Annotated in this window: 17 protein-coding genes and 1 riboswitch; of the genes, 8 read left to right on the forward strand and 9 right to left on the reverse strand. The window is 68.7% G+C overall.

Annotated elements, in window-relative coordinates:
• Positions 1–2: 2 nt before the first annotated feature.
• From IU452_RS14035 to IU452_RS14045, 3 genes are all read right to left on the reverse strand, one after another.
• Entirely contained in the window at positions 3–1,223 is a 1,221-nt protein-coding gene (locus IU452_RS14035) for a helix-turn-helix domain-containing protein (RefSeq protein ID WP_195109645.1), read from the reverse strand.
• 650 nt (positions 1,224–1,873) lie between these two features.
• Entirely contained in the window at positions 1,874–3,169 is a 1,296-nt protein-coding gene (locus IU452_RS14040) for a diguanylate cyclase domain-containing protein (RefSeq protein ID WP_195109429.1), read from the reverse strand.
• Positions 3,170–3,717: 548 nt separating this feature from the next.
• On the reverse strand, positions 3,718–4,053 hold the full coding sequence (locus IU452_RS14045; protein WP_195109430.1) for a histone-like nucleoid-structuring protein Lsr2: 336 nt from the start codon (positions 4,051–4,053) through the stop codon (positions 3,718–3,720).
• A gap of 221 nt (positions 4,054–4,274) precedes the next feature.
• On the opposite strand from IU452_RS14045, the gene IU452_RS14050 reads away from it, so the two are divergent.
• Positions 4,275–4,973: a PAS and ANTAR domain-containing protein gene (locus tag IU452_RS14050; RefSeq protein ID WP_195109431.1), complete on the forward strand. Its 699-nt coding sequence runs from the start codon at positions 4,275–4,277 to the stop codon at positions 4,971–4,973.
• Here IU452_RS14050 and IU452_RS14055 read toward each other — a convergent pair.
• The 4 genes from IU452_RS14055 to IU452_RS14070 all read right to left on the reverse strand — a co-directional run bounded on the left by IU452_RS14055 (position 4,970) and on the right by IU452_RS14070 (position 8,258).
• On the reverse strand, positions 4,970–5,548 hold the full coding sequence (locus IU452_RS14055; RefSeq protein WP_195109432.1) for a hydrolase: 579 nt from the start codon (positions 5,546–5,548) through the stop codon (positions 4,970–4,972). The genes IU452_RS14050 and IU452_RS14055 overlap by 4 nt on opposite strands.
• 39 nt (positions 5,549–5,587) lie before the next feature.
• Positions 5,588–6,049, reverse strand: coding sequence for a MarR family winged helix-turn-helix transcriptional regulator (locus tag IU452_RS14060; RefSeq protein ID WP_195109433.1), 462 nt, complete (start codon positions 6,047–6,049; stop codon positions 5,588–5,590).
• A gap of 157 nt (positions 6,050–6,206) precedes the next feature.
• Positions 6,207–7,964: an NRAMP family divalent metal transporter gene (locus IU452_RS14065; protein ID WP_195109434.1), complete on the reverse strand. Its 1,758-nt coding sequence runs from the start codon at positions 7,962–7,964 to the stop codon at positions 6,207–6,209.
• Between the two features lie 117 nt (positions 7,965–8,081).
• On the reverse strand, positions 8,082–8,258 hold the full coding sequence (locus IU452_RS14070; RefSeq protein ID WP_195109684.1) for a hypothetical protein: 177 nt from the start codon (positions 8,256–8,258) through the stop codon (positions 8,082–8,084).
• Positions 8,259–8,581: 323 nt separating this feature from the next.
• Positions 8,582–8,750, reverse strand: a riboswitch (M-box (ykoK) riboswitch).
• A gap of 200 nt (positions 8,751–8,950) precedes the next feature.
• On the opposite strand from IU452_RS14070, the gene IU452_RS14075 reads away from it, so the two are divergent.
• Both IU452_RS14075 and IU452_RS14080 read left to right on the forward strand, forming a co-directional pair.
• Positions 8,951–9,937: a cation diffusion facilitator family transporter gene (locus IU452_RS14075; protein ID WP_195109435.1), complete on the forward strand. Its 987-nt coding sequence runs from the start codon at positions 8,951–8,953 to the stop codon at positions 9,935–9,937.
• A gap of 72 nt (positions 9,938–10,009) precedes the next feature.
• The gene (locus IU452_RS14080) at positions 10,010–10,987 is read left to right on the forward strand and encodes a cytochrome c oxidase assembly protein (protein WP_195109436.1); all 978 of its coding nucleotides are present in this window, start codon (positions 10,010–10,012) and stop codon (positions 10,985–10,987) included.
• 2 nt (positions 10,988–10,989) lie between these two features.
• Here the strand turns inward: IU452_RS14080 and lexA are convergent, their stop codons facing one another.
• The gene (lexA, locus tag IU452_RS14085; protein ID WP_195109646.1) at positions 10,990–11,706 is read right to left on the reverse strand and encodes a transcriptional repressor LexA; all 717 of its coding nucleotides are present in this window, start codon (positions 11,704–11,706) and stop codon (positions 10,990–10,992) included.
• 327 nt (positions 11,707–12,033) lie between these two features.
• On the opposite strand from lexA, the gene IU452_RS14090 reads away from it, so the two are divergent.
• The 3 genes from IU452_RS14090 (at position 12,034) to nrdR (ending at position 14,546) form a co-directional block, all read left to right on the forward strand.
• Entirely contained in the window at positions 12,034–12,561 is a 528-nt protein-coding gene (locus tag IU452_RS14090) for a LysM peptidoglycan-binding domain-containing protein (RefSeq protein WP_195109437.1), read from the forward strand.
• Positions 12,562–12,695: 134 nt separating this feature from the next.
• Positions 12,696–13,949, forward strand: a complete 1,254-nt coding sequence (locus tag IU452_RS14095) for a hypothetical protein (protein ID WP_195109438.1) — start codon at positions 12,696–12,698, stop codon at positions 13,947–13,949.
• 120 nt (positions 13,950–14,069) lie between these two features.
• Positions 14,070–14,546: a transcriptional regulator NrdR gene (nrdR, locus tag IU452_RS14100; RefSeq protein WP_195109439.1), complete on the forward strand. Its 477-nt coding sequence runs from the start codon at positions 14,070–14,072 to the stop codon at positions 14,544–14,546.
• A gap of 182 nt (positions 14,547–14,728) precedes the next feature.
• Here nrdR and hrpA read toward each other — a convergent pair whose 3' ends face one another.
• Positions 14,729–18,853 carry an ATP-dependent RNA helicase HrpA gene (gene hrpA, locus IU452_RS14105; protein WP_195109440.1) on the reverse strand — a complete coding sequence of 1,375 codons (4,125 nt, stop codon included), beginning with the start codon at positions 18,851–18,853 and terminating at the stop codon, positions 14,729–14,731.
• Positions 18,854–18,979: 126 nt separating this feature from the next.
• Between hrpA and IU452_RS14110 the strand changes: the two genes are divergently transcribed.
• A complete protein-coding gene (locus IU452_RS14110) occupies positions 18,980–19,153 on the forward strand; it encodes a hypothetical protein (RefSeq protein ID WP_195109441.1) in 174 nt (57 codons plus the stop codon).
• A gap of 582 nt (positions 19,154–19,735) precedes the next feature.
• Complete coding sequence (locus tag IU452_RS14115) at positions 19,736–20,362, forward strand: Pr6Pr family membrane protein (protein ID WP_195109442.1); 627 nt, start codon at positions 19,736–19,738, stop codon at positions 20,360–20,362.
• The last annotated feature ends 111 nt before the right edge of the window (positions 20,363–20,473 follow it).

The raw sequence follows: 20,473 nt of genomic DNA on the forward strand, positions 1-20,473 counted from the left end.
GCTCAGCCGCGGTAGGTGCGGGCCACCAGGGCCGAGCGCAGGTACCACAGGCCACTCGCCTGCGTCGGATCGAAGCCGGTCAATTGGCCGATGCGCTTGAGCCGGTAGTCGACGGTGTTGGTGTGCACGTGTAGCAGGCGTGCGGTCCGCTGTCGATTGAGGTTGTGGGCGATATGGGTCCGCAGCGTGTCCAGCAGTTCCGGATGCTCGTCGAGCGGGTCGAGCAGCGAGCCCAGATATTCGCGGCCCGGGCCGGGGCGAGTGAGCTGATATTCCAGGGCCAGATCGTCGAAGCGGTAGAGCCCGGGCACCGACTGCAGCCGCGCCACCATATCGAGCAGTTGGTGCGCCTGGTCGGCGGCGGTGGGGATGGCGTCGGTGGCCGCGGTGACGACCGTCGCGGTGACCGGTACCCGGGCCGCCCGGGCGAGCCGGCCGATGAGCTCCTCGAGATCGGCCTCCTCGACCTGGTCGGCGGGGACCAGCAGGGTGCCGCCGTCGACGCTCAGCAGCGACAGCGCGGATTCTCCGCAGTGCGTGGCCAATTCGGCCTGCACGCGGCGAAGTTTGCGCCGCGCCACCACCTTTGCGTCCAGCATGGGATTGGATTCCTCCGGATGCGGCGGGATCGCCAGCGCGAGAACCCGGTACCGCTCGGCGATCTCGATGCCGCATTCGCGGGCCATGGTCGAGGTCGGATGCCCGCCCAGCAGGGCAGAGGTCAGGGTGTGCACCGCCGTGTGGTGTTCGCTGACCACCGCGCGCAGCTCGCGGACGTAGGCCATCGACACCGCCGAGGTCATGGTGTCGAGCATTTCGACGACGAGTTTGGCCCCGCCGATGAGGTTTTCGTAGTCGGCGAGGTTGAGGGAGAGCACGGTGTCGTGGTCGCCGGAGCCCGCCGCGCGGTGCCGGTTGGCGGCATTGCTGACCACCAGATCGAAGCCGATCTTGAAGCCCTCGTGGATGGCGTGGTGGATGGTGTCGATGGGTACGCCCTCGCGCGCCCACTGCGCGGCGGCCTCGGACAGTCGTTCGGTCTTCTCCGGGATGTCCTTACCGTCGAGCATGCTGACCGCCAGCTCGAGGCAGATCCGGGTGATGGTCGTGACATCGCCGTAGATGGCATCGCCGGGCAAGGTGCCGCACGGCGCGACGTTCTCGACGAAGTGGCCGACCATCTGCCGCGACAGTGCCCACACGTCCTTCAGCGCGGACGACATGGGTCGTCCGGACACCGTCAGGCCCGGCCGGTCCGGAGTGGCGGCAACAGACATGTCGACATCTTCCTTCCACCCCCGTTTACTGCACTGCTGTATCAACGTAACCGGCCCGAGATGCCCGGGCGCGGTTTTGTGGATGGATCGTGATACTTCGGCACCGGCCGCCGGAAGGCTTTCGTGAACAGTCACAACGCACTCGTGGCCGGGTGTGGCACGGGGCGCTCGGGGCGGGCCGGACCGTCGGCGGGGGTGAACGCCCGCGGCTGCCTCGGATCGGCGCAAACCGCCCGATACCCGCCGTGTCGCCCATCCGGGACCCGTCCTGCGCCGAATACCTGTCAGTACCGGCAAATCCGATGCGAATTGCCAGGGCTGGATGTAATCGCAACTGCCAGAAAATAACCCAGAAGGAAGGAGCCCGGTGATGATCCCGCAATTGATCGGCGCCATCTTCGGCGCAGTAACCGATTTCCTCGGAAAGCTGCTCGTGCCCTGACCACCCGGCGTCAGGCCTCGACCGCTATGCCAGGCACATCCGTCCGGCGGCCGGACCTCGGGCGGCGGTTCGTCCGGATCCGGCCGCCACCGTGACAGTGGGACCGGGCCGGGATCGGGCACTCTCGAATCATCCGGTGGCGCACAGGTTTCGCCTAGGCCGGGCAGCGCCCTGCGGCGGTGTCGATACTGTGCAACACCCAGCGATTGGGGCCGGCAGCCTTGGCGCGGTACAACCCGGCGTCGGCGGCATCGAGCAACTTTTCGGCGTCCGCATTCGCCACCGGGGTGACCACCGCACCGATACACGCCGACACCCGCAGCAGATGGTCGTCCACGGGGATCGGCTCGGACAGCGCGCTCAGCATCGTCTCCACGATCGTCGCCACCCGCACCGCATCGCACGGTGGGGTGAACAGGACCACGAATTCGTCGCCGCCCACCCGGGCCGTCATGGCACCCAGGGCATGGGTGGCCAGGCGGTTGGCCACCGCGGTCAGCAATCGATCGCCGACGCCGTGGCCGTAGGTGTCGTTGATCGTCTTGAAGCCGTCCAGATCGATGAACCCCAGACCCACCCGGTCACCCGGTCCGGCACCGGCGATGATCGCGGCGAGGGTGTCCACCAGCTGGCGCCGATTCGGCAGCCCGGTCAGGGGATCGTGGCGGGCCTGCCGGTGCAGCTCCGCCTGCAGGGCCCGGCGCTGAGTGGTGTCCTCGCCGACCACCAGCAGATAGGCGGACCGGCCCCCGGTCTCGGGCACCAGCGTGATCGCCCACGCGGCCCAGCCGCCGCTGCCGTCGGGGCGGCGATACCGCAGCTCCAGCCGCACGGTTCCGGAGCCCGCCGCCAGCAGTTCCTCATAGACCCGCGTTTGCATTTCGGCGCGGTCCTCGGGGTGCACCAGCTCCGACACCGACCGCCCGCGCAGTTGCTGCACCGGCAGGCCGAGCATCGCCGCGAGCGTCGGATTGACATCGACCACGCGCCCGGCGGTGTCGCCGATGCCGATGGCGACCGCGGCATTGTCGAACATCACCCGGAATCGCACCTCGGCGGCGTGGCGGGCGTCGGCCATGGCCGAATGCAGCATCTCCTGATGCTGCGCCCGTACCGACAGCAGGGCCTCGGTGTAGCCGCGTGACAGCTCACCCAGCAGTTCGATCAGCCGCTGCCCGTGCGGTGCAATCATTTCCGTGAGCGGGGCCAAGGCGCGGGCCGAGCGGGCCAGCACCTGCGGGTCGGTCAGATTGGCCCGCACCAGTTCCGCGCCCACCGGCGCCGCGGCGGCGGGGTCGAAGGGCTCGGTCGATGCGGCATCGATCAGCCGCTCGATCAGCCCGGCCAGCAGCCGGTCGAGCTCACGCATCGACATCGGGACGAAACCGGTGTCGGCGACCGCGGTTCGCCATTGCCGTGCCAGCGCCGCGATGTCGCTGCGTCGTGTCATGCAAACCCACCCCCGCCCAGATCCGACCTGCACTCACCGAATTGCGGGAACGGCGTGGCGCCGAACCAGAGCACCAGGCTACCGCGCCGACGACACTCGCTCGCGGCGGCGTGCTACCGGGCGGAATGTTCCCGCGTGGCGCAGTCGGCGTGTCGGCGAGTTCCCGCGGCGGTGACGACCGGTACTTCCCCGGCTTCGCCAACGGTGGGAGCGGCTTTCGCGCCTCCTCGGGTGCGGGTGGGTGTACCCGACGGGACGCTGCGGGGGTGGTCGTGATCGCCGAAAAGTGGTTCACCCGTGGCTGTTACGGACCGGCTGGCCACATCGTGACGATGGCCTACCGGTGCTATCAGTCCGGTTCGACCGTACTCCCGTGCGTCAGTAGGAATATTCGCCGGTAGAGTAGGCGAAACTGTTGCAGGACAGCGCTTTCGGGTAACCGGAAAGCCCGATCCCGGCTTCGCGATCGTCACCCCGGAGTGGGACCTGCCGACCGGGACGGGCTGTCCGACCCCCCTATTCTCGGGGCGGCGCGCCCGAGTGAACTGTTACTTGTTCGCTTTGTGATAGGCGGAGACGATCTCGGAGGAAATTCGGCCGCGCGCCGAGACGTTGTAACCGTGTTTCTTCGCCCATTCCCGGATGGCGACGGTTTGCTCGCGGTCGGCGGCGGTCTTCGGCCGTGCGGTAGTGCCGGCCTTCACCCGGCCCACCTTGCGGGCCTTTTCCGTCCAGGGCTCGAGTGCCCCCCGAAGCTTGCCTGCATTCAACGTCGACAGATCGATTTCATAGGCCACACCGTCGATCGAGAACTGCACGGTCTCATCCGCTTTGGACTTACCGTCGTAATCGTCGATGAGTGTGACGGTGACCTTCTTGGCCATCACTGAGCCCTTTCACACGGACACGGAACTAACTGGGATTGTGTATACCGTACCGCAAGGGCGTCCTGTACAGCGAATCCGACGCTATTTCGGCGTTTCCCGGACGGAATGACGGAAAGGCGCAAAACAATCACCGCCGCCGCAATTCCTGAGCGGCAGGCTTTCGTATATCTTAATGCGGTCCGGTCGCGCCGGGCGGCGGGGAGTCGGATACTGGCACAGTGGCTGCTGACGGCGAACTGAACCCGGAGGATGCGAACACGATCGAGCAGGTCATCGGCACCGGTGCGCCCGAAGAGGGCATCGGCACGTTTCGGTACCTGTTCGCCGAGCGGCACTGGGAGTGGTCGCCCGAGGTGGCGCGGATGCACGGCTACAGACCGGGCGAGGTGGAGCCGACCACCGAATTGCTGCTCTCGCACAAACACCCCGAGGACCGCGACCGCGTGGCCGCGCTGATCACGTCGGTGGAGGACGGGGCACCGTTCTCGAGCAGTCACCGCATCGTCGACACCACCGGGCGCATCCATCATGTGATCGTGGTGTCGGACCAGCTGCTCGACGAATCGGGTCAGCAGATCGGCACGGCGGGCTATTACATCGACCTCACCACCACCGTGGCCGAACAACAGCGGCGCACCTTGGACGAAACGCTGCCCGAATTGTTCGCCGCGGGCGCCGAGATCGAACAGGCCCGGGGCGCGCTGATGGTGGTCTACGGAATCAGCGCCGAGCAGGCCCTGCGGTTGCTGCTGTGGCGTTCCCAGGAGACCCGCGTTCCACTGCGCTCCCTGTGCGCCCGGCTGACCGCCGAGATCGCCGAGCTCACCCGCACCGCCACCGATGTGCGCGGCCGCTTCGACCATCTGCTGCTGACCGTGCATCAAGGCATCGCGGACAGCAATGGGGACTCGAATTAGCGGGCCGCGAGCAGCGTGAGGATTTCCTCGGTCGTGGCGGTTTCGCCGAGCCGGGGAAAGATCTTGTCGACACTGTGCCGGTGCGAGTCGGTATCGCGGTCGCCGATCGCGTCGGTGGCCACGGTGACGTGATAGCCGTGCTCGTGTGCCGCGCGGGCGGTGGACTCCACGCCGATGCTGGTCGCGATCCCGCCCAGCACGATGCCGGTGACGCCGCGGCGGCGCAGTTGCAGATCGAGTTCGGTGCCGTGGAAGGCGCCCCACTGCCGCTTGGTGATCACGATATCGGTGGGCTGCACGTCGAGTTCGCCGACCAACTCGTCCCAGCCCTGGGGCAAAGCACCTGTCGGACCGGCGACCTCGGTCCGGCCGGGCGGCGCGTCGGCACCGTCGGGTGCGAACGAAACCCGCACGAGCGCCACCGGCAGGCCCTCCTTGCGGAAGGCGCGGGCGAGTTCGGCGGAGTGCGCCACCACCTCGTGGGCGGCATGCGGCACGGTCGGCATGGCGGTGATGCCGCGCTGCAGGTCGATCAGGACCAGGGCGGTACGGGGGTCGAGGGTGGTCGCGGGCATGGGCGTCCTCTCAGTTCGGTCGAGATCGGCTCGATGAGGTCAGGGCTCGAGGAGCCGGCGCAGCACCGGAATCGCGGCGAGCAGCGAATCCTGTTCGGCGGGGGAGAGTTTGGTGGCCATCGCGCGGGCCAGCCAATCCTCTTTGGCCAGGCGCGCGGCGTCGAGCAGTTGGTTACCGGCGGGGGTCGGGGACATCAGCACCTGGCGTTGGTCGGTCGGGTGCGGCGCCCGTTCGACGAGGCCGCGTTCCTCCAAGGCGCCGAGGGTCAGGCGCATCGATTGCGGCCGCACGCTTTCCGCGCGCGCCAGCGCCGCCACCGTCGCCGGGCCGTCGGTACCGAGCCGTCCCAGCACCACCGCCTGGGAGGGGGTGAGCTCGTGGTGGGAGTGCTGGGCGCGCAACTGCCGCAGCAGCCGACTGATCACCACGCGCAATTCGCTCGCCGCCGCGGCCAATCTGTCGGATGGTGGCGATACCGGCCGATCAGCTGCGTCCTCCATGCGAACCAGTCTGAAATAGGACAGGCAAACTTGCAAGTTTGCCTGTCGAATTGACAGAACACGGCCGGGCAGCGCACCGAAGGGTGCGGTGCCCGGCCGTGATGTGCCGGCCCGCCGTCTGTCCCGAACCACTGTGACGGCGGGTGGCGGTCTCGGGTCAGCCGCCGATCGACTGCGCGATCTTCACCGCGACCAGGACGACCGCGAGCGCCAAATAGCCGCGCAGGGCAACCATTCCGGCGAGCCGCAGCGGCGAGAACGCCGGGCGCGGCAAGGTGTCCAGGGCCGGAGTGCGCCAGCAGTCGCGGTCCCGCTCCCGGATCGCCTTGCGCTCGGCCCGCGACAGCCGGGTCGACTCGAGCTCCTCGATCTGATCCGGATCCAGCCCGCCGAGTTCGGCCGCCGTCCGCTCGGCGGCGGCCCGTCGCCCTCCGCGGCGCAGGGCGACGGCGAGGACCGCACCGCCGAGCAGGCCGACGAGCGCGCCCACCGCGAAGAACATCTCCAGGCTCACGGTGGACAGATCGGGGAAGAACGTCGCCGCGGTGAGTGCCAGCGACAGCAGCACCAGCACCCACACGATGGCCCCGGCGACGATGTTCTGCCGTGCGGTATTCACCCACGGACCGAGGACGGCCTTGTCGTTGCACAGCAGCACCAGGAATACCGTCGCCGAGGGCAGCAGCACTCCGGCCAGCGCCTGCACGCCCTGGGTGAGCAGGCCGAGCACGTGGTCGGGGCTGAACGAGACGGCGGCGGCGACGGCCAGCAGCAGGGCATAGCCCAGATAGAACACCGGTGCCTCACTGAGCTTCCAGTGCAGCGAGTGCCGCTTGCCGAGGGTGTCGCCGAGCGCGTAAGTGGTGGCCAGGCCGACGGCATTGGCCCCGATCAGCGAGGCGTCGAGCAGCAGAATGGCGAACAGGGCGCCGACGGTCTCACCCAGGTGGTCGTGCAGCGCCTGCGCCACCGCGCCGGCGTCGGTGAAGTTGCCCGCCGCCTCGGTTCCGGCCAGTCCGAACGCCGCCGCGGCCATGATCGCGACCGCACCGAGCATCACCACCACGATGCCGATCCACAGATCGATGCGTTCGTAGCGGATCCAGCGGGGAGTGATGCGCTTGTCGACGATGTTGGACTGCTGGAAGAACAGCTGCCACGGTGCGACGGTGGTGCCGACGACGGCGACGATGAGCAACAGCAGCGCGGAATTCAGCCCGCCCGGCAGCGACGGAAGGAAACCTCGTGCTGTCTCGGACACTCGGGGATGCACCATGAACGCCAGCGGGAACATCACGATGTTGATCGCGATGAGCCCGAACAGGAAGCGCTCCCAGCGCCGGAACGATCCACCGGCGACGACGGCGAACAGCAGCACCGCCGCCAGCGGCACCGAAATCGCCTTGGGCAGCCCGAAGTAGCCGAGAGCCAGTGCGACACCGATGAATTCGGTGACGATGGTCAGGGCATTGACCAGAAACAGGTCGCCGACGCTGAACGCGCCCCAGAACTTGCCGAAGCGGGCGAAGATCAGCCGGGCGTGTCCGACACCGGCGACCGCGCCCAGGCGCACGACCATCTCCTGGTTGACATACAGCACCGGAATCAACAGCAGCAGAGTCCACCCCAGGGCCATGCCGTAGTTCTGACCGGCCTGGGCGTAGGTGGCGACACCACCGGCGTCGTTGTCGCCGACCATGACGATCAGTCCGGGACCGATGACGGCCAGCAGCATCTTGAACCGCTGCAATCGGCTGCGACCGTGCGGGGTGTCGTGTTCGCCGATGGTGCCGAGCGCACCGACGATATCGCCGACGTGCGCGCTGTCGAGAACCGCGCCGGTGGGCGCGGCGTGGGCGGTTGTGGTGTCGGCGGTCGGGGTGCGGCGGGTCGCGCCGCCGGAGAAGAAGGCCATGGCCGTTTCTCCCTTCCTTGTCGTCGCGGCCAGCGGCATCACCGGCACCCCGGCCACATCGGTGTCGTGCGGGAAGAGGGCACGCCGATGACCCCGGCGTGCCGGAACTGAGGACGCCTACCGGTGGTAGGGGTGGGCGCCGAGCGAGGCGGTGACGACCGCCAGCGGGGTCTGGGCGGCCCGCAGGTTGCGCCGCTCCTCAGGGGTGAGGTTGTAGCGGGCGCGGACCCGGCGGGCGGATTCGCCCAGGGCGGCCATCAGGGAAACGTGACGGGGGAATGCGGTGAAGGTCATGACGTACTCCTTCGGGAAAAGCAGCCGCCACAACAGCTTTCGCGCACGATCGAGCGCACGTGGACACGCGCCGACCCCGAGATCGGGTGGGTCGCACAGACCCGTGATGATTGCCGGGGACGGCGGTGAAGGTGCCCGCTCGATCAGGCGCGAACGGTGTCGCAGCAAGCCGGGAACGGAATGGATTGTCGACTCGGACTCGGATACGGACCATCGCCGGATGTCATCTCGTCCCTCACCTCCTTGCTGCCAGGACGCACGCGCGCGTCGCTCACTCGATATCAGAACCACGCACAAGGGGGAGTGCCCGTCGAAAGACGAGGTAGGCACCCCTCTCGTCAGAGCTTCGGCACTGCACGACGTATCCCGATCGGGAAGCCACCTCGGATCACCCCTTAATCCGGGAAGATCTGTCCTAACCCTGGGCGTCTCTCGACGTCGTCGGATCAGTGGCCTGTGTTCGTACAGGAGCCTCGCCTAGCGAGGTGCTGACCCGGAAAATGGTGGACCGGTTTCCGGAATAAGTCAAGTTGAGGTCGCCGTGTAGCGAAAACCGTTGACGGGTAACCCCTTTCATGTCCGGATCGACCGATTTCGGGCTGTGAGGCAGGCCACTGTGACCGCCCGCCTTGCATACATAGTGATGTGTGCATATGATCGCGGACGGCCCGAACGAACGAGAGGGGACAGCAATGGGAGCCGGACACGCACACGGTCACGGGCACACCCACCAGCACGCGCACGCCTCGCCCGACAGCGATCGGCGCTGGCTGGCCGGTGCGCTCGCGGTGTTCGTGGTGTACATAGTCGGCGAGGTGGTCGTGGCCGTGATCGCAGGCTCGCTGGCGCTGCTGTCCGACGCCGCTCACATGCTCACCGACGCCGCGGCCATCGCCCTGGCGCTGTGGGCGATCCGGCTCGCCGCCCGCCCCGCCACCGGGCGGATGACCTTCGGCTGGAAACGAGTGGAGATCCTGTCCGCCCAGGCCAACGGGATCACGTTGCTGTTGCTGGGGGCGGTGCTGGGGTACGAGTCGATTCGCCGCCTGATCCATCCGCCCGAGGTCGCCGGTGGCCTGGTGCTCGGCACCGCACTGGTCGGCGTCGTGGTGAATCTCGTTGCCACCTGGATGATCTCGCGAGCCAACCGGACCAGCCTCAATGTCGAGGGCGCGTACCAGCACGTGCTCAACGACCTGTACGCCTTCATTGCCACGGCCGTGGCCGGTGCCGTGATTCTCATCACCGGCTTCGCACGCGCCGACGCCATCGCCACCCTCGTCGTGGTCGTGCTGATGCTGCGGGCCGGGTTGAACCTGGTCCGCCAGTCGAGTCGCATCTTCCTCGAGGCGGCGCCCGTCGATATGGACCCCACCCGGATCGGGCAGGAGATGGCCGCCCGCGACGGCGTGGTCGAGGTGCACGATCTGCACATCTGGGAGATCACGTCCGGTTCTCCGGCACTGTCGGCGCACGTGCTGGTGGAACCGGGAGGCGACTGCCACGCCGTCCGTGAGGACTTGGCGCACTGGCTGGCCCACGACCATCACATCGAGCACGCCACGCTGCAGGTCGACCACGCCGAGCCGGAGCTGATCGAGATCGGCGCGCCCGCGCAGGCGCACTGCGAGGATGCCCACGGACCCACCCACCGCAGCGCCCTCCACCGGCTCGCCTGAATTGTCCGATCAGCGCAAACGCCCCCCGGCCGCGAGTCGGGGGGCGTTCTCGTGCCGTGCATACTGGCTGCCGTGGCATGGACTGACGCACCGCTGACGCTGGCGTCGATCGTGACGTCCTGGCGCTGGGACACCGCGGCGATCGTGGTGCCCGGGGTGCTCGCGGTCGGCTATCAGTACGCGCGCGGCCGGGCCCGGAGGCGCACGCAGACCGTCCCGGCCGGGCGGCTGGCCTCCTTCGCCGGACTCGGGCTGGGGGTGTGGCTGCTCACCGGAATCAGCGTGATCGGCGTGTATTCGGACACGCTGTTCTGGGTGCGGGCGCTGCAGACGCTGCTGCTGCTCTATGTGGTGCCGTTCGGTCTGGCCGCCGGGCAACCCGTGACCGTGCTGCGGGACGCGCTCGGGCCGCAGGGGCAGGCGCGGCTGGATCGGGTGGTGCGCTCGTCGCTCGCGCGGGCGCTGACCTTTCCGCTGGTTCCGTCGGTGGCCGTGCTCGCCGCGCCCTGGTTGCTGTTCCTCACGCCGTGGTACGAGCTGGTGCTGCGGCACGGGCCGATCGACGCGCTGACCCGGCTGCTGTTGGTCGCCATCGGCTTCGTCTACTTCTATTCGCGGCTGCAGACCGATCCGGTGCCGCAGCGTTTCTCGCAGTCGATCTCGCTGCTGATCACCGTCTTCGAATCGCTCGCCGACGGCATTCTGGGCCTGGTGCTCTGGTGGGGGCCGCTGGTGGCCGCCGACTACTACGCCGAGATCGGCCGCACCTGGGGCCCGGACCCGCGCATGGACCAGATCATCGGCGCGGGTGTGCTCTGGGTGCTCGGCGATGTGCTCGGCCTGCCGTACCTGCTGTCGCTCATGCGGTCGTGGGCCTCGGACGAGCGCCGCCGGGCCGCCGAGATCGATGCCGAACTCGATGCGGCCGAGGCGGATCCGCGCCCGCCCCGTTCGCCGCGACACGCCTCGGTGGCCGTCGACGAGGAGCCGCCGACCACCGGCCTGTGGTGGGAGAACGACCCGCAGCTGCGGGCCCGCTTCCGCCGCTGACCTCAGACCTTGCGGATGACCGTGACGACCTTGCCCAGGATCTGGGCCTCGTTACCGGGAATCGGTTCGAACAACGGGTTGTGCGGCATCAGCCAGACCTGCTTGCCGGTGCGCTTGAACGTCTTGACCGTCGCCTCACCCTCGATCATCGCGGCGACGATATCGCCGTTGTCGGCGACGTTCTGCTGGCGGACCACCACCCAGTCGCCGTCGCAGATCGCCGCGTCGATCATCGACTCGCCGACGACCTTCAGCAGGAACAGCGAGCCCTCGCCGACCAGTTCGCGCGGCAGCGGGAACACATCCTCCACGGCCTGCTCGGCCAGGATGGGACCACCGGCGGCGATGCGGCCCAGCACCGGCACATAGGTGGGGACCGGCTGACCGGCCGAACCCGCGTCGGTCTCGACCGGGCGCAGATTCGCCACGGGGGCCACCGCGCGCACCGCGGTTTCGTCCAGGCCGCGAACGTCGACCGCGCGCGGGCGGTTGGGGTCGCGGCGCAGATAGCCCTTGCGCTCGAGGGCCCGTAACTGGTGGGCGACCGACGAGGTCGAGGTCAACCCGACCGCGTCGCCGATCTCCCGGATGCTCGGTGGGTAGCCGCGTTCGCTCACCGACTCGCGGATGACCTCGAGCACCTTGCGCTGACGGACCGTGAGATCCGCCCCGCCGCCTGGTGTTTCGGCGCTGTCGGACGCGGTGACAGGGTCGGCCACGTCGTCGTGTCCGCCCACCGTAGTTTCGTTCACGGTCGCCGTCCTCCGTTCATGGGTGTGCTGGGTCCTCCTCGCGCGGCGGGACCGGCCCGCGCGGCGCTCGTCATTGGGTCTCACCGGATTTCGTGTCTCGAATGTAGTCCGCTCACGCCCAGGTTTCAAACATCTGTTCGACGCATGTCGCGCAAACCCGTGACTTTGTCGGTGCCCCGTGGTAGAAATCGAACACCAGTTCTTCGAACACATGATCGAACACCGCGATTCTCGGCTCGCCGGCTCCAACCGCACAGAGTTCCCTTCCCGCACATCTTCCTGGAGGTCTGTCCGATGCGCACTGCGATCAGCGAATTCGACTCCGCCGACGCCGATCTGGGCTTCGACACCGTCCCGCGCGCCGAGCGGCGACCGGCGCGGGTCGGCGTGCCGAGCCGCGAGCGCCCGGCCGCCGTCGGCAACCGGCGCCCGCGCTGCGCCCGCCCGGCGTCCGCCCGGGTCGATTACCGGCGCGTGCGAACGCGCGCCACCGCGGGTGACCGGGATCGGGGCCTACATCCCATGGCCCGTGTGGAGCGGGCCCGGGTGGGCTTCGCGACGCTGGCGGTCACCGCGGTGCTCAGCGCCACGGCGGTGGGCGGGCTGATCGGGGTGGCCCAGTGGCGTTCGGGGGCTCCCGGCGCCGAGCGCACGACCGTAGTGCAGGTCCAGTCGGGGGAGTCGCTGTCGGACGTGGCGGCCCGGATCGCCCCGGGCGAGCCGGTGTGGGCTACGGTCCGCAAGATCGTGGAGCTCAATGGATTGCGCGGTGCCGAGGTCACCGCGGGGCGGACGCTGGTCGTGCCGGCGCGGTCGCGTTGAGCCGGGCGGGATGCGGGTAGAGGGCCAAGCGGAGTGGCCGAATTTGTTGATCATCGACTGAAACGGGTTGCTACTGTGCTCGGAATGTGACCTGGGCGACATTCGCCGATGATCGATTTCGAGGGCATGGCACCATGACTCCACCCACCACCGCACGCCGGGTGCGCACGTTCGCCCGCATCGCCGTTCTGCTGACGCTGGCGCTGATCGGAGCGACGGCCGCGCCGGTCGTCCACGCCGATCCCGGTTACGCCGCCTATCTCGACCTCCCCGCCGTCAACGGCGACGGGTCCGCGGGCGGCGGGCTCAATCCCGCACTGCCCCTGGACGTTACGGCCCTGCGCGCCGCGGTCGAGCAGGCCCGGGCCGATGGGGTGCCGCCGCGGCGCTATGCCGCACTGCTGCATCAGTATTGGCTCGTCGTAGCGGCCGACAACGCCGGTATCGATCTGGCCGAATGGGATCCCGGGCGCGGCGTCGCCGCCAATGCCCGCACCTTCACCCAGGTGTATGTGAACTACCGTCGGCTGGCCACCACCCATCCGGACTTCTACTGGGCGGGCCTGGCCGAATTGGCCGGCGGGTCGTTCGCCGCCGGATTCTTCGATATGAACGACGTCGGCGCGGTGGTGAGCGTGCCCGGCGTGCACCAGCTCGGCAGTGCCGTCGCCGATCTGCTCCGTCAGACGCCGGCACCCCTGCTGGAGTTGCTGCCCTCGGATCTGCGGTTGCTGGGCACCGAGGGGGAGCGACTCACGGCCGCGGATCTGACCTGGTACCAGACCCGGTTGATGGTCATGCAGCGGCATATCTTCCTCGACCAGGTGCCGATGCACGAGGCCTATGCGGCCGAGGGGCTGCCCGCGATCGAGGAGATGTACCGGGCAGGGGTCCTCGACGACAACGCCGTCGAGTCCTGGCGTTCCATCGCCTCCGGCACCGAGGCGGGCCGCATCGACGCCCTGATCCGGATGACCGACCGGGAGCAGAACCAGATCATCGCCGACCAGTGGGACGCCACCGCGGCGGGCCGCGGCGTGATGGGCCGGGTGCTGACCTACGTCAGCACCGTCGCCGGTAAGCCCGCGGTGCCGGGCGTGCGCGCCCCCGGCCTGTTCGCCTCGGCCACCGTGTCCGCCGACGTGGACGGTCGCCGGTGGGCGCTGCGCACCTCGCTGCCGAACTTCAACTGGGCCGATCGCGACAGCCGCTGGACCTATCTCACCGGCGATATCGTGCCGCGCTATGGGGATCTGCAGGCCGACCGGGCCGTGGCCCAGGCCGTGCTGTCGGTTCCGTTCCCCGACCAGCTCGCGCGCGGCCGCCTGGTGGTCCGGCTGCCCGAACTGCTCGCCGACCTCACCGGCGCCTGGCAGCTGACCGTCTGAGACCGGCCGGTCGGCGGCGCGACCTGGGCTGCGGGTATCCTCGAGGTTGCTATCGGGAAGAGAGTCCTGTACACCCGCTCCGGTGCGACCGCGAGCCCAGGCATCGACGAAGGATCTCGGATGCATTGCCCGTACTGTCGTCACCCGGATTCACGTGTGGTCGACTCGCGTGAGGCCGAGGAAGGCACCGCGATCAGGCGCCGCCGCGCCTGCCCGCAGTGTGGGCGACGATTCACCACGGTCGAGACCGCCATTCTCTCGGTGGTCAAGCGCAGCGGTGTCACCGAACCGTTCAGCCGGGAAAAGGTGATTCGCGGGGTGCGCCGCGCCTGTCAGGGCCGCGAGGTCGACGACGATGCGCTGAACCTGCTCGCCCAGCAGGTCGAGGATGCCGTGCGGGCCAAGGGATCTCCGGAGGTGCCCAGCCACGAGGTGGGCCTGGCGATTCTCGGCCCGCTGCGTGACCTCGACGAGGTCGCCTACCTGCGGTTCGCCTCGGTCTACCGATCCTTCAGCTCCGCCGAGGATTTCGAGCGCGAAATCGCCCATCTCCGCCGCCACCGCGCCGACCACGCGGTCGGTGCCAATGCCGACTGACCCTGTGTGATTCCGGCCAAAAGCACGCCGGAATCAAACAGGGAAGTGAGCACGCCGAAACCCGGAATCACACAGGGCCGCGAGCACGCGGAACCCGGAATCACACAGGGCCGCGAGCACGCGGAATCCGGAATTACGCAGGGCACGGGCACGCCGGAATCAACGGGACGTGGGTCGCGGGCTTATCTGGTGGGGCGTTTGGCCGGGGCGGTGCGGACGGCGTTGATGGCCTTCTCGATTCGCTTGGCCGACACCGGGTAGGGGGTGCCGAGTTGCTGGGCGAACAGGCCTACGCGCAATTCCTCGATCATCCACCAGATTTCGGTGACGTCCGGGGCGGTGCGGCGGGATTCGGGGAGGCTGTCGAGCAGGTTCTGGTAGGCGGCGTGGGCGCGGTCGAGTTCGGCCATGCCCTGGCGGTCGCGGCCCGTCGAGGCGGGCAGCGCCTGCAGGCGCAGCACGGCGGCCTGCAGATAGCGGGGCAGTTCGCGCAGCCGAATGCTGCCGAATTCGGAGATGAAGCCGGCGAAGACCAGCTCGTCCAGCTGATGGCGGACATCGTCGGCGATATCGCGATCGGCGGTGTCGGACAATGCGGTTCGCACCCGGTGGGCCTCGGCGAGCACCGGCACCACCAGGCGCACGATGCGGACGACGGTGTCGCCGAACCGCGGCCGGATCCGTTCGACCAGTGCGCGGAACTCCTCCGGACTGCGGACCGGGCCCCCGTTGGCGGCGATCAGCTCATCGGCGGCGCAGGCGCGGCAATCCTCGATCAGCGCCTCCAGCGAGCCGTACGGGTTCTGGCTCAGCGCAAGACGATCGGTGGGTGACAGCCCGGCCGTGGCTGCCCGCGCCGAGGTCGGCAGCTCGTTCAGCAGCAGGGCGCGGGTACCGGCGCGCATGGCCGCGACCTGCTGGGCGGGCGAGGACAGCACCCGCACCGCCACTCCGTCGCCTTCGGGCACCAGCGCCGGATACCCGGTGATGGTCTGGCCCCCCACCTGGCGGCGCACCGTCGGCTCCAGCGTGCCCAGCGACTCCGAGGTCCACACCGTCGTCGGTGGTCGTTCGGCGGCCTTGGTGGCGCGCGCGACCGACTTCGAAACCTGGTCGGCCAGGCGGTTTTTCAATGCCGCCAGATTCTTGTCGCGATCGATGATCGTGCCGTCCGGCGCGGTGGCGGCGAATGTCATGCGCAGGTGATCGGGCAGCGCGGAGAAGTCGAGATCGTTCGCCGTGATGGTGACCGAACCGAGCTGTGACAGCTCGCGCGCCAGCCCGATACGCAGTGGCTCGGCCCGCGGGGTGAGCCGGGCCAGGGCCGCCTTGGCGAAGTCCGGCGCGGGAACGACGGTGCGCCGCAGCTGTTTCGGCAGCGTCTTGATCAGCGCTGCGGCCAACTCCTCGCGCATACCGGGCACCAGCCAGTCGAAGCCGACCGCCCGCACATGCGCGAGCTGCGCGACCGGAATGTGCACGGTGACACCGTCGTCGGCCTGCCCCGGCTCGAACTGGTAGGTGAGGGGGAAGGTCAGCTCGCCCTGGCGCCAGGTGTCGGGGAAGGCGGCCGGATCCAGCACGGCGGCATCGGAATTGACGACTGTCGAGGTCGAGAAGTCCAGCAGCGTCGGATCCTTGCGCCCGGCCTTGCGCCACCAGCTGTCGAAGTGCCGGACCGAGACGACGTCGGCGGGGATGCGGCGGTCGTAGAAGTCGAACAGCACCTGGTCGTCGACGAGAATGTCGCGGCGGCGCGCCCGGTTCTCCAGATCGGCGACGTCGTCGATCAATTCGCGGTTGCGGTGGAAAAATTCGTGCCGGGTCTGCCATTCGCCCTGCACCAGCGCATGACGGATGAACAGTTCCCGCGCCAGCTGTGGATCGATGCGGCCGAAGTCGACGCGGCGCTGGGTCACCAGCGGAATCCCGTAGAGAGTGACCCGCTCGTAGGCCATGGCGGCGCCGCGCTTGGCCGACCAATGTGGTTCGGAATAGGTGCGTTTGACCAGATCCCCGGCCAGCCGTTCGGCCCATTCCGGTTCGATGCGGGCCGCCATCCGCGCCCACAGCCGGGAGGTCTCGACCAATTCGGCTGCCATCACCCAGCGCGGCGGCTTCTTGGCCAGCGACGAACCCGGGAAGATCATGAACTTGGCATTGCGGGCGCCGAGGAACTCCCGGGTCTCCGCCTCGCGCAGTCCGATATGGGACAGCATTCCCGCCAGCAGGGATTGATGAATCGCGGTGGAATCCCAAGGCAGGGAGTCGGAGTCGTCGCCCGCCGGGGGCACGGCCCGGTCGCTCTCCCAGCCCAGGCCCTTGGTGATGGTCCGCAGCTGCCCGTGCAGGTCCTGCCACTCCCGGATCCGCAGATAGTGCAGGAACTCCTCGCGGCACATGCGGCGGAACTGGTTGGACGACAACGACTTCCGTTGCGACCGCAGATAGTCCCACAGCCGCAGATAGGCCAGGAAGTCCGAGCCCTCCACGGTGAACCGAGCATGTTCGGCGTCGGCGGCCTGCTGGGATTCGGCCGGTCGCTCGCGCACATCCTGAATCGACAGCGCCGCCACGATCACCAGCACCTCGGGCAGACAGCCGTTCTTGTTGGCCTCCACCAGCATTCGCGCCATGCGCGGATCCACCGGAATCTGCGCCATCTCCCGGCCGACGGGAGTGAGGACGAGATCACCGACCATCGCCTCGCGCTGACGTCGTGGTTTCGCCGTCCGGTCGTGCCCGTCGGCACGGTCCTCGGGGCCGCCCTCGTCCTCGGTCGCGGCAGGGCGCGCTTGTTTCCCGTCCCCGCGCGGGCCGGATTCTTGTGCGGCCGAGGGCTTCCGGGCGAGGGCGCCCAGCTCTTCCAGCAGCGCGATGCCGTCGCGGATCGCACGTCGATCCGGCGGCTCCACGAAGGGGAAGTTCTCGATATCGCCCAGCCCGAGCGCGGTCATCTGCAGAATGACCGCGGCCAGGTTGGTGCGCAGGATCTCCGGTTCGGTGAATGCCGGGCGGGATTCGAAATCGTCCTCGGAGTACAGCCTGATGCAGATGCCGTCGGCGACGCGACCGCAGCGGCCGGAGCGCTGGCGGGCCGATGCCTGCGAGATCGGCTCGATCGGCAGCCGCTGCACCTTGGTGCGCATCGAATAGCGGGAGATGCGGGCGGTTCCCGGATCCACGACATAGCGGATGCCCGGCACGGTCAGCGAGGTCTCGGCGACGTTGGTGGCCAGCACCACGCGGCGCCCTGTGTGCGGCTGGAACACCCGATGCTGTTCGGCGGCCGACAGTCGGGCATACAGCGGCAGGATCTCGGTGCGCGGCAGCTTCAGATCGCGCAGAGCGTCGGCGGTGTCGCGGATTTCGCGTTCGCCGGACAGGAACACCAGCACGTCGCCGTCGCCCTCGGCGAGCAGTTCGGTGACCGCATCGCCGATGGCGTCGACCGGATCGCGGTCGACGATGCGCGGGTCGACGTCCTCGTCGTCCTCGCCCTCGCCCACGGGCGCCGGAATCTCCAGCGCCAGCGGGCGATAGCGAACCTCGACCGGATACGACCGCCCCGACACCTCCACGATCGGCGCCGGCGTGCCCTGTGCGTCGGCAAAGTGGCGGGCGAACAGCTCCGGATCGATCGTGGCGGAGGTGATGATCACCTTCAGGTCGGGCCGCTTGGGCAGCAACTGCTTCAGATAGCCGAGCAGGAAGTCGATATTGAGGCTGCGCTCGTGCGCCTCGTCGATGATGATCGTGTCGTAGCGGCGCAACAGCCGGTCGCGCTGGATCTCGGCGAGCAGGATGCCGTCGGTCATCAGCTTGACCAGCGTCCGCTCGGAGGCTAGGTCGGTGAACCGCACGGTGTAGCCGACGACGTCGCCGAGTTCGGTGCCCAACTCCTCGGCGATCCGCTCGGCCACCGTGCGCGCGGCCAGCCGGCGGGGCTGGGTGTGGCCGATGGTGCCGCGGATGCCGCGCCCGAGCTCCAGGCAGATCTTCGGGATCTGGGTCGTCTTACCGGAGCCGGTTTCACCGGCGATCACCACGACCTGATGGGCGGCGATGGCCGCGGCGATATCGTCGCGCCGGGCCGACACCGGCAACTGCTCGGGATAGCGGATGGCCGGTACGGCGGCGCGCCGGGCCTCGATCCGCCGCTCGGCGGCCGAGATCTCGGCCTCGAGGGTGCCGATATCCCCGCCGCGGGCCTTGTCGAGCCGTCGGCGCAACCGATGTTCGTCGCGGATCGAGAGATCGGCCAGGCGGGTGCGTAGCTCGCGAGAATGTGCGGCGGTCCTGGTCATTGCACCGACCAGCGTAGCGAAGCCACGCCCGCGACCGGCAGTCGCGCCCCGAGCAGAAGATCACTGAAAGATTGCTGTCTGATTGATCTTGCCCCCTCGCCCCGCCCGATATGTCAGCATCGACCCATGACCGCTGGTTCGGGAACTCCAGGGTGGGTCCGCGCCCTGCGGGCCATCTCCGTCATCATCGGCGTCGTCGCCTTCATCTGGGACGAACTGCGCACCCTCACCACCACCATCACAACCTTCCTCACCCACCTCCGCCCCACCAACAGCCACCCCCTCCCCAACCGCCCCTAACCACCTTGCCCCCTCTCGGGACCAGCAGTTCCCCTCACCCACCCGCAAAACCCCGCCCCTCTTACCGCCCCGGCTATAACCCCACCGCCCAGCCACTATCGTCCGGCCACCGGGTCGCCCCGCATTCCCACCACCTCCCACCGAGGTGCCTCGCATTCCGCCGCTTGCCTCGCCCCCCAATCCCGCGTCTCGTCGGGAGGGCCCAGCTCCGGCCGTCTGTCAGCGACCTCGCATCCATGCCGTCTGCTGGGTTGCCTCGCATACCTGCTCTCGGCGAGTGACCTCAGGTCCCTGCCGCCTGCCGGGTCGTCCCGCATTCCCGCCGCTTGCCTCGCCCCCGCAATCCCGCGTCTCGGCGGGAGGCCCAGCTCCCGCTGGCTGTCAGCGACCTCGCATTCCCGTCGTCTCTGGGTCGTCTCGCATTCCCGTCGTCTCTGGGATGTCTTGCATTCCCGTCGTCTCTGGGTTGTCTCGCATCCCCGTCACCCGGCCGCCAGGCCGGGCGACGGGGGTCTCGGATTGGGTTGCCGGGTGGCTGCTGGGATGCGGCTTTTGGGCTTGGGGTGTGCGAGGATCGGGGGCATGATCACCGGTGCGGGGTCGCCAGCGTGGATTCGTGTGGGGCGGATCGGGTTCGGGGTGCTGGGAGTTGTTGCGTTGGTGTGGACTCCGGCGCGCAACGGTGGGGCCGAGTGGTTTTCGCTGGGTAACTACCTCAGCTTCTTCACCGTCGAGTCGAACATTCTCGGGGTGATGGTTCTGCTGGGTGGGGGACTGTTCGATCCCGGCGGGCGGGGCTGGCAGGTGGTGCGTGGGGCGGCCACGTTGTATCTGCTGATCACCGGGGTGGTGTACGCGGTGCTGTTGGCCAATGTGGACGTGCTGCTCTACGACAGATGGGTCAACCACACGCTGCATCGGGTGCTGCCGATCGTGCTGGTGGTCGATTGGCTGTTGGTGTCTGCGCGGTTGCGGGTGACCGCTCGGCTGGTGGTCGGCTGGATGGCCTATCCGGTGCTGTACGGGGTCTACAGCCTGATCCGGGGCGCGATGGTGGGGTGGTATCCGTACCCGTTCCTGGATCCGCGCACGCAGGGGTATCCGTCGTTGCTGATCGGCTTGGTGATGTTCGCGGTGGTGTTTGCGCTGATGGCGGTCGCGGTGGCCGGTTTGGACGCGAGGCGCGAACCGCGGGATGCGCCCGCCTGAGTGAGCCGCGGCGCGGTGGCGGCCGATCATGGTCGCCGCACTGCGCGCGGCCGTGGCGTCGGCCGCAGGTACTCTGGCGACGCGGCGGCGGCGTGGTTTGCTGCGGTCGGC

This window comes from Nocardia transvalensis, from assembly GCF_015477765.1.
Taxonomy (GTDB): Bacteria; Actinomycetota; Actinomycetes; order Mycobacteriales; family Mycobacteriaceae; genus Nocardia; species Nocardia transvalensis_A.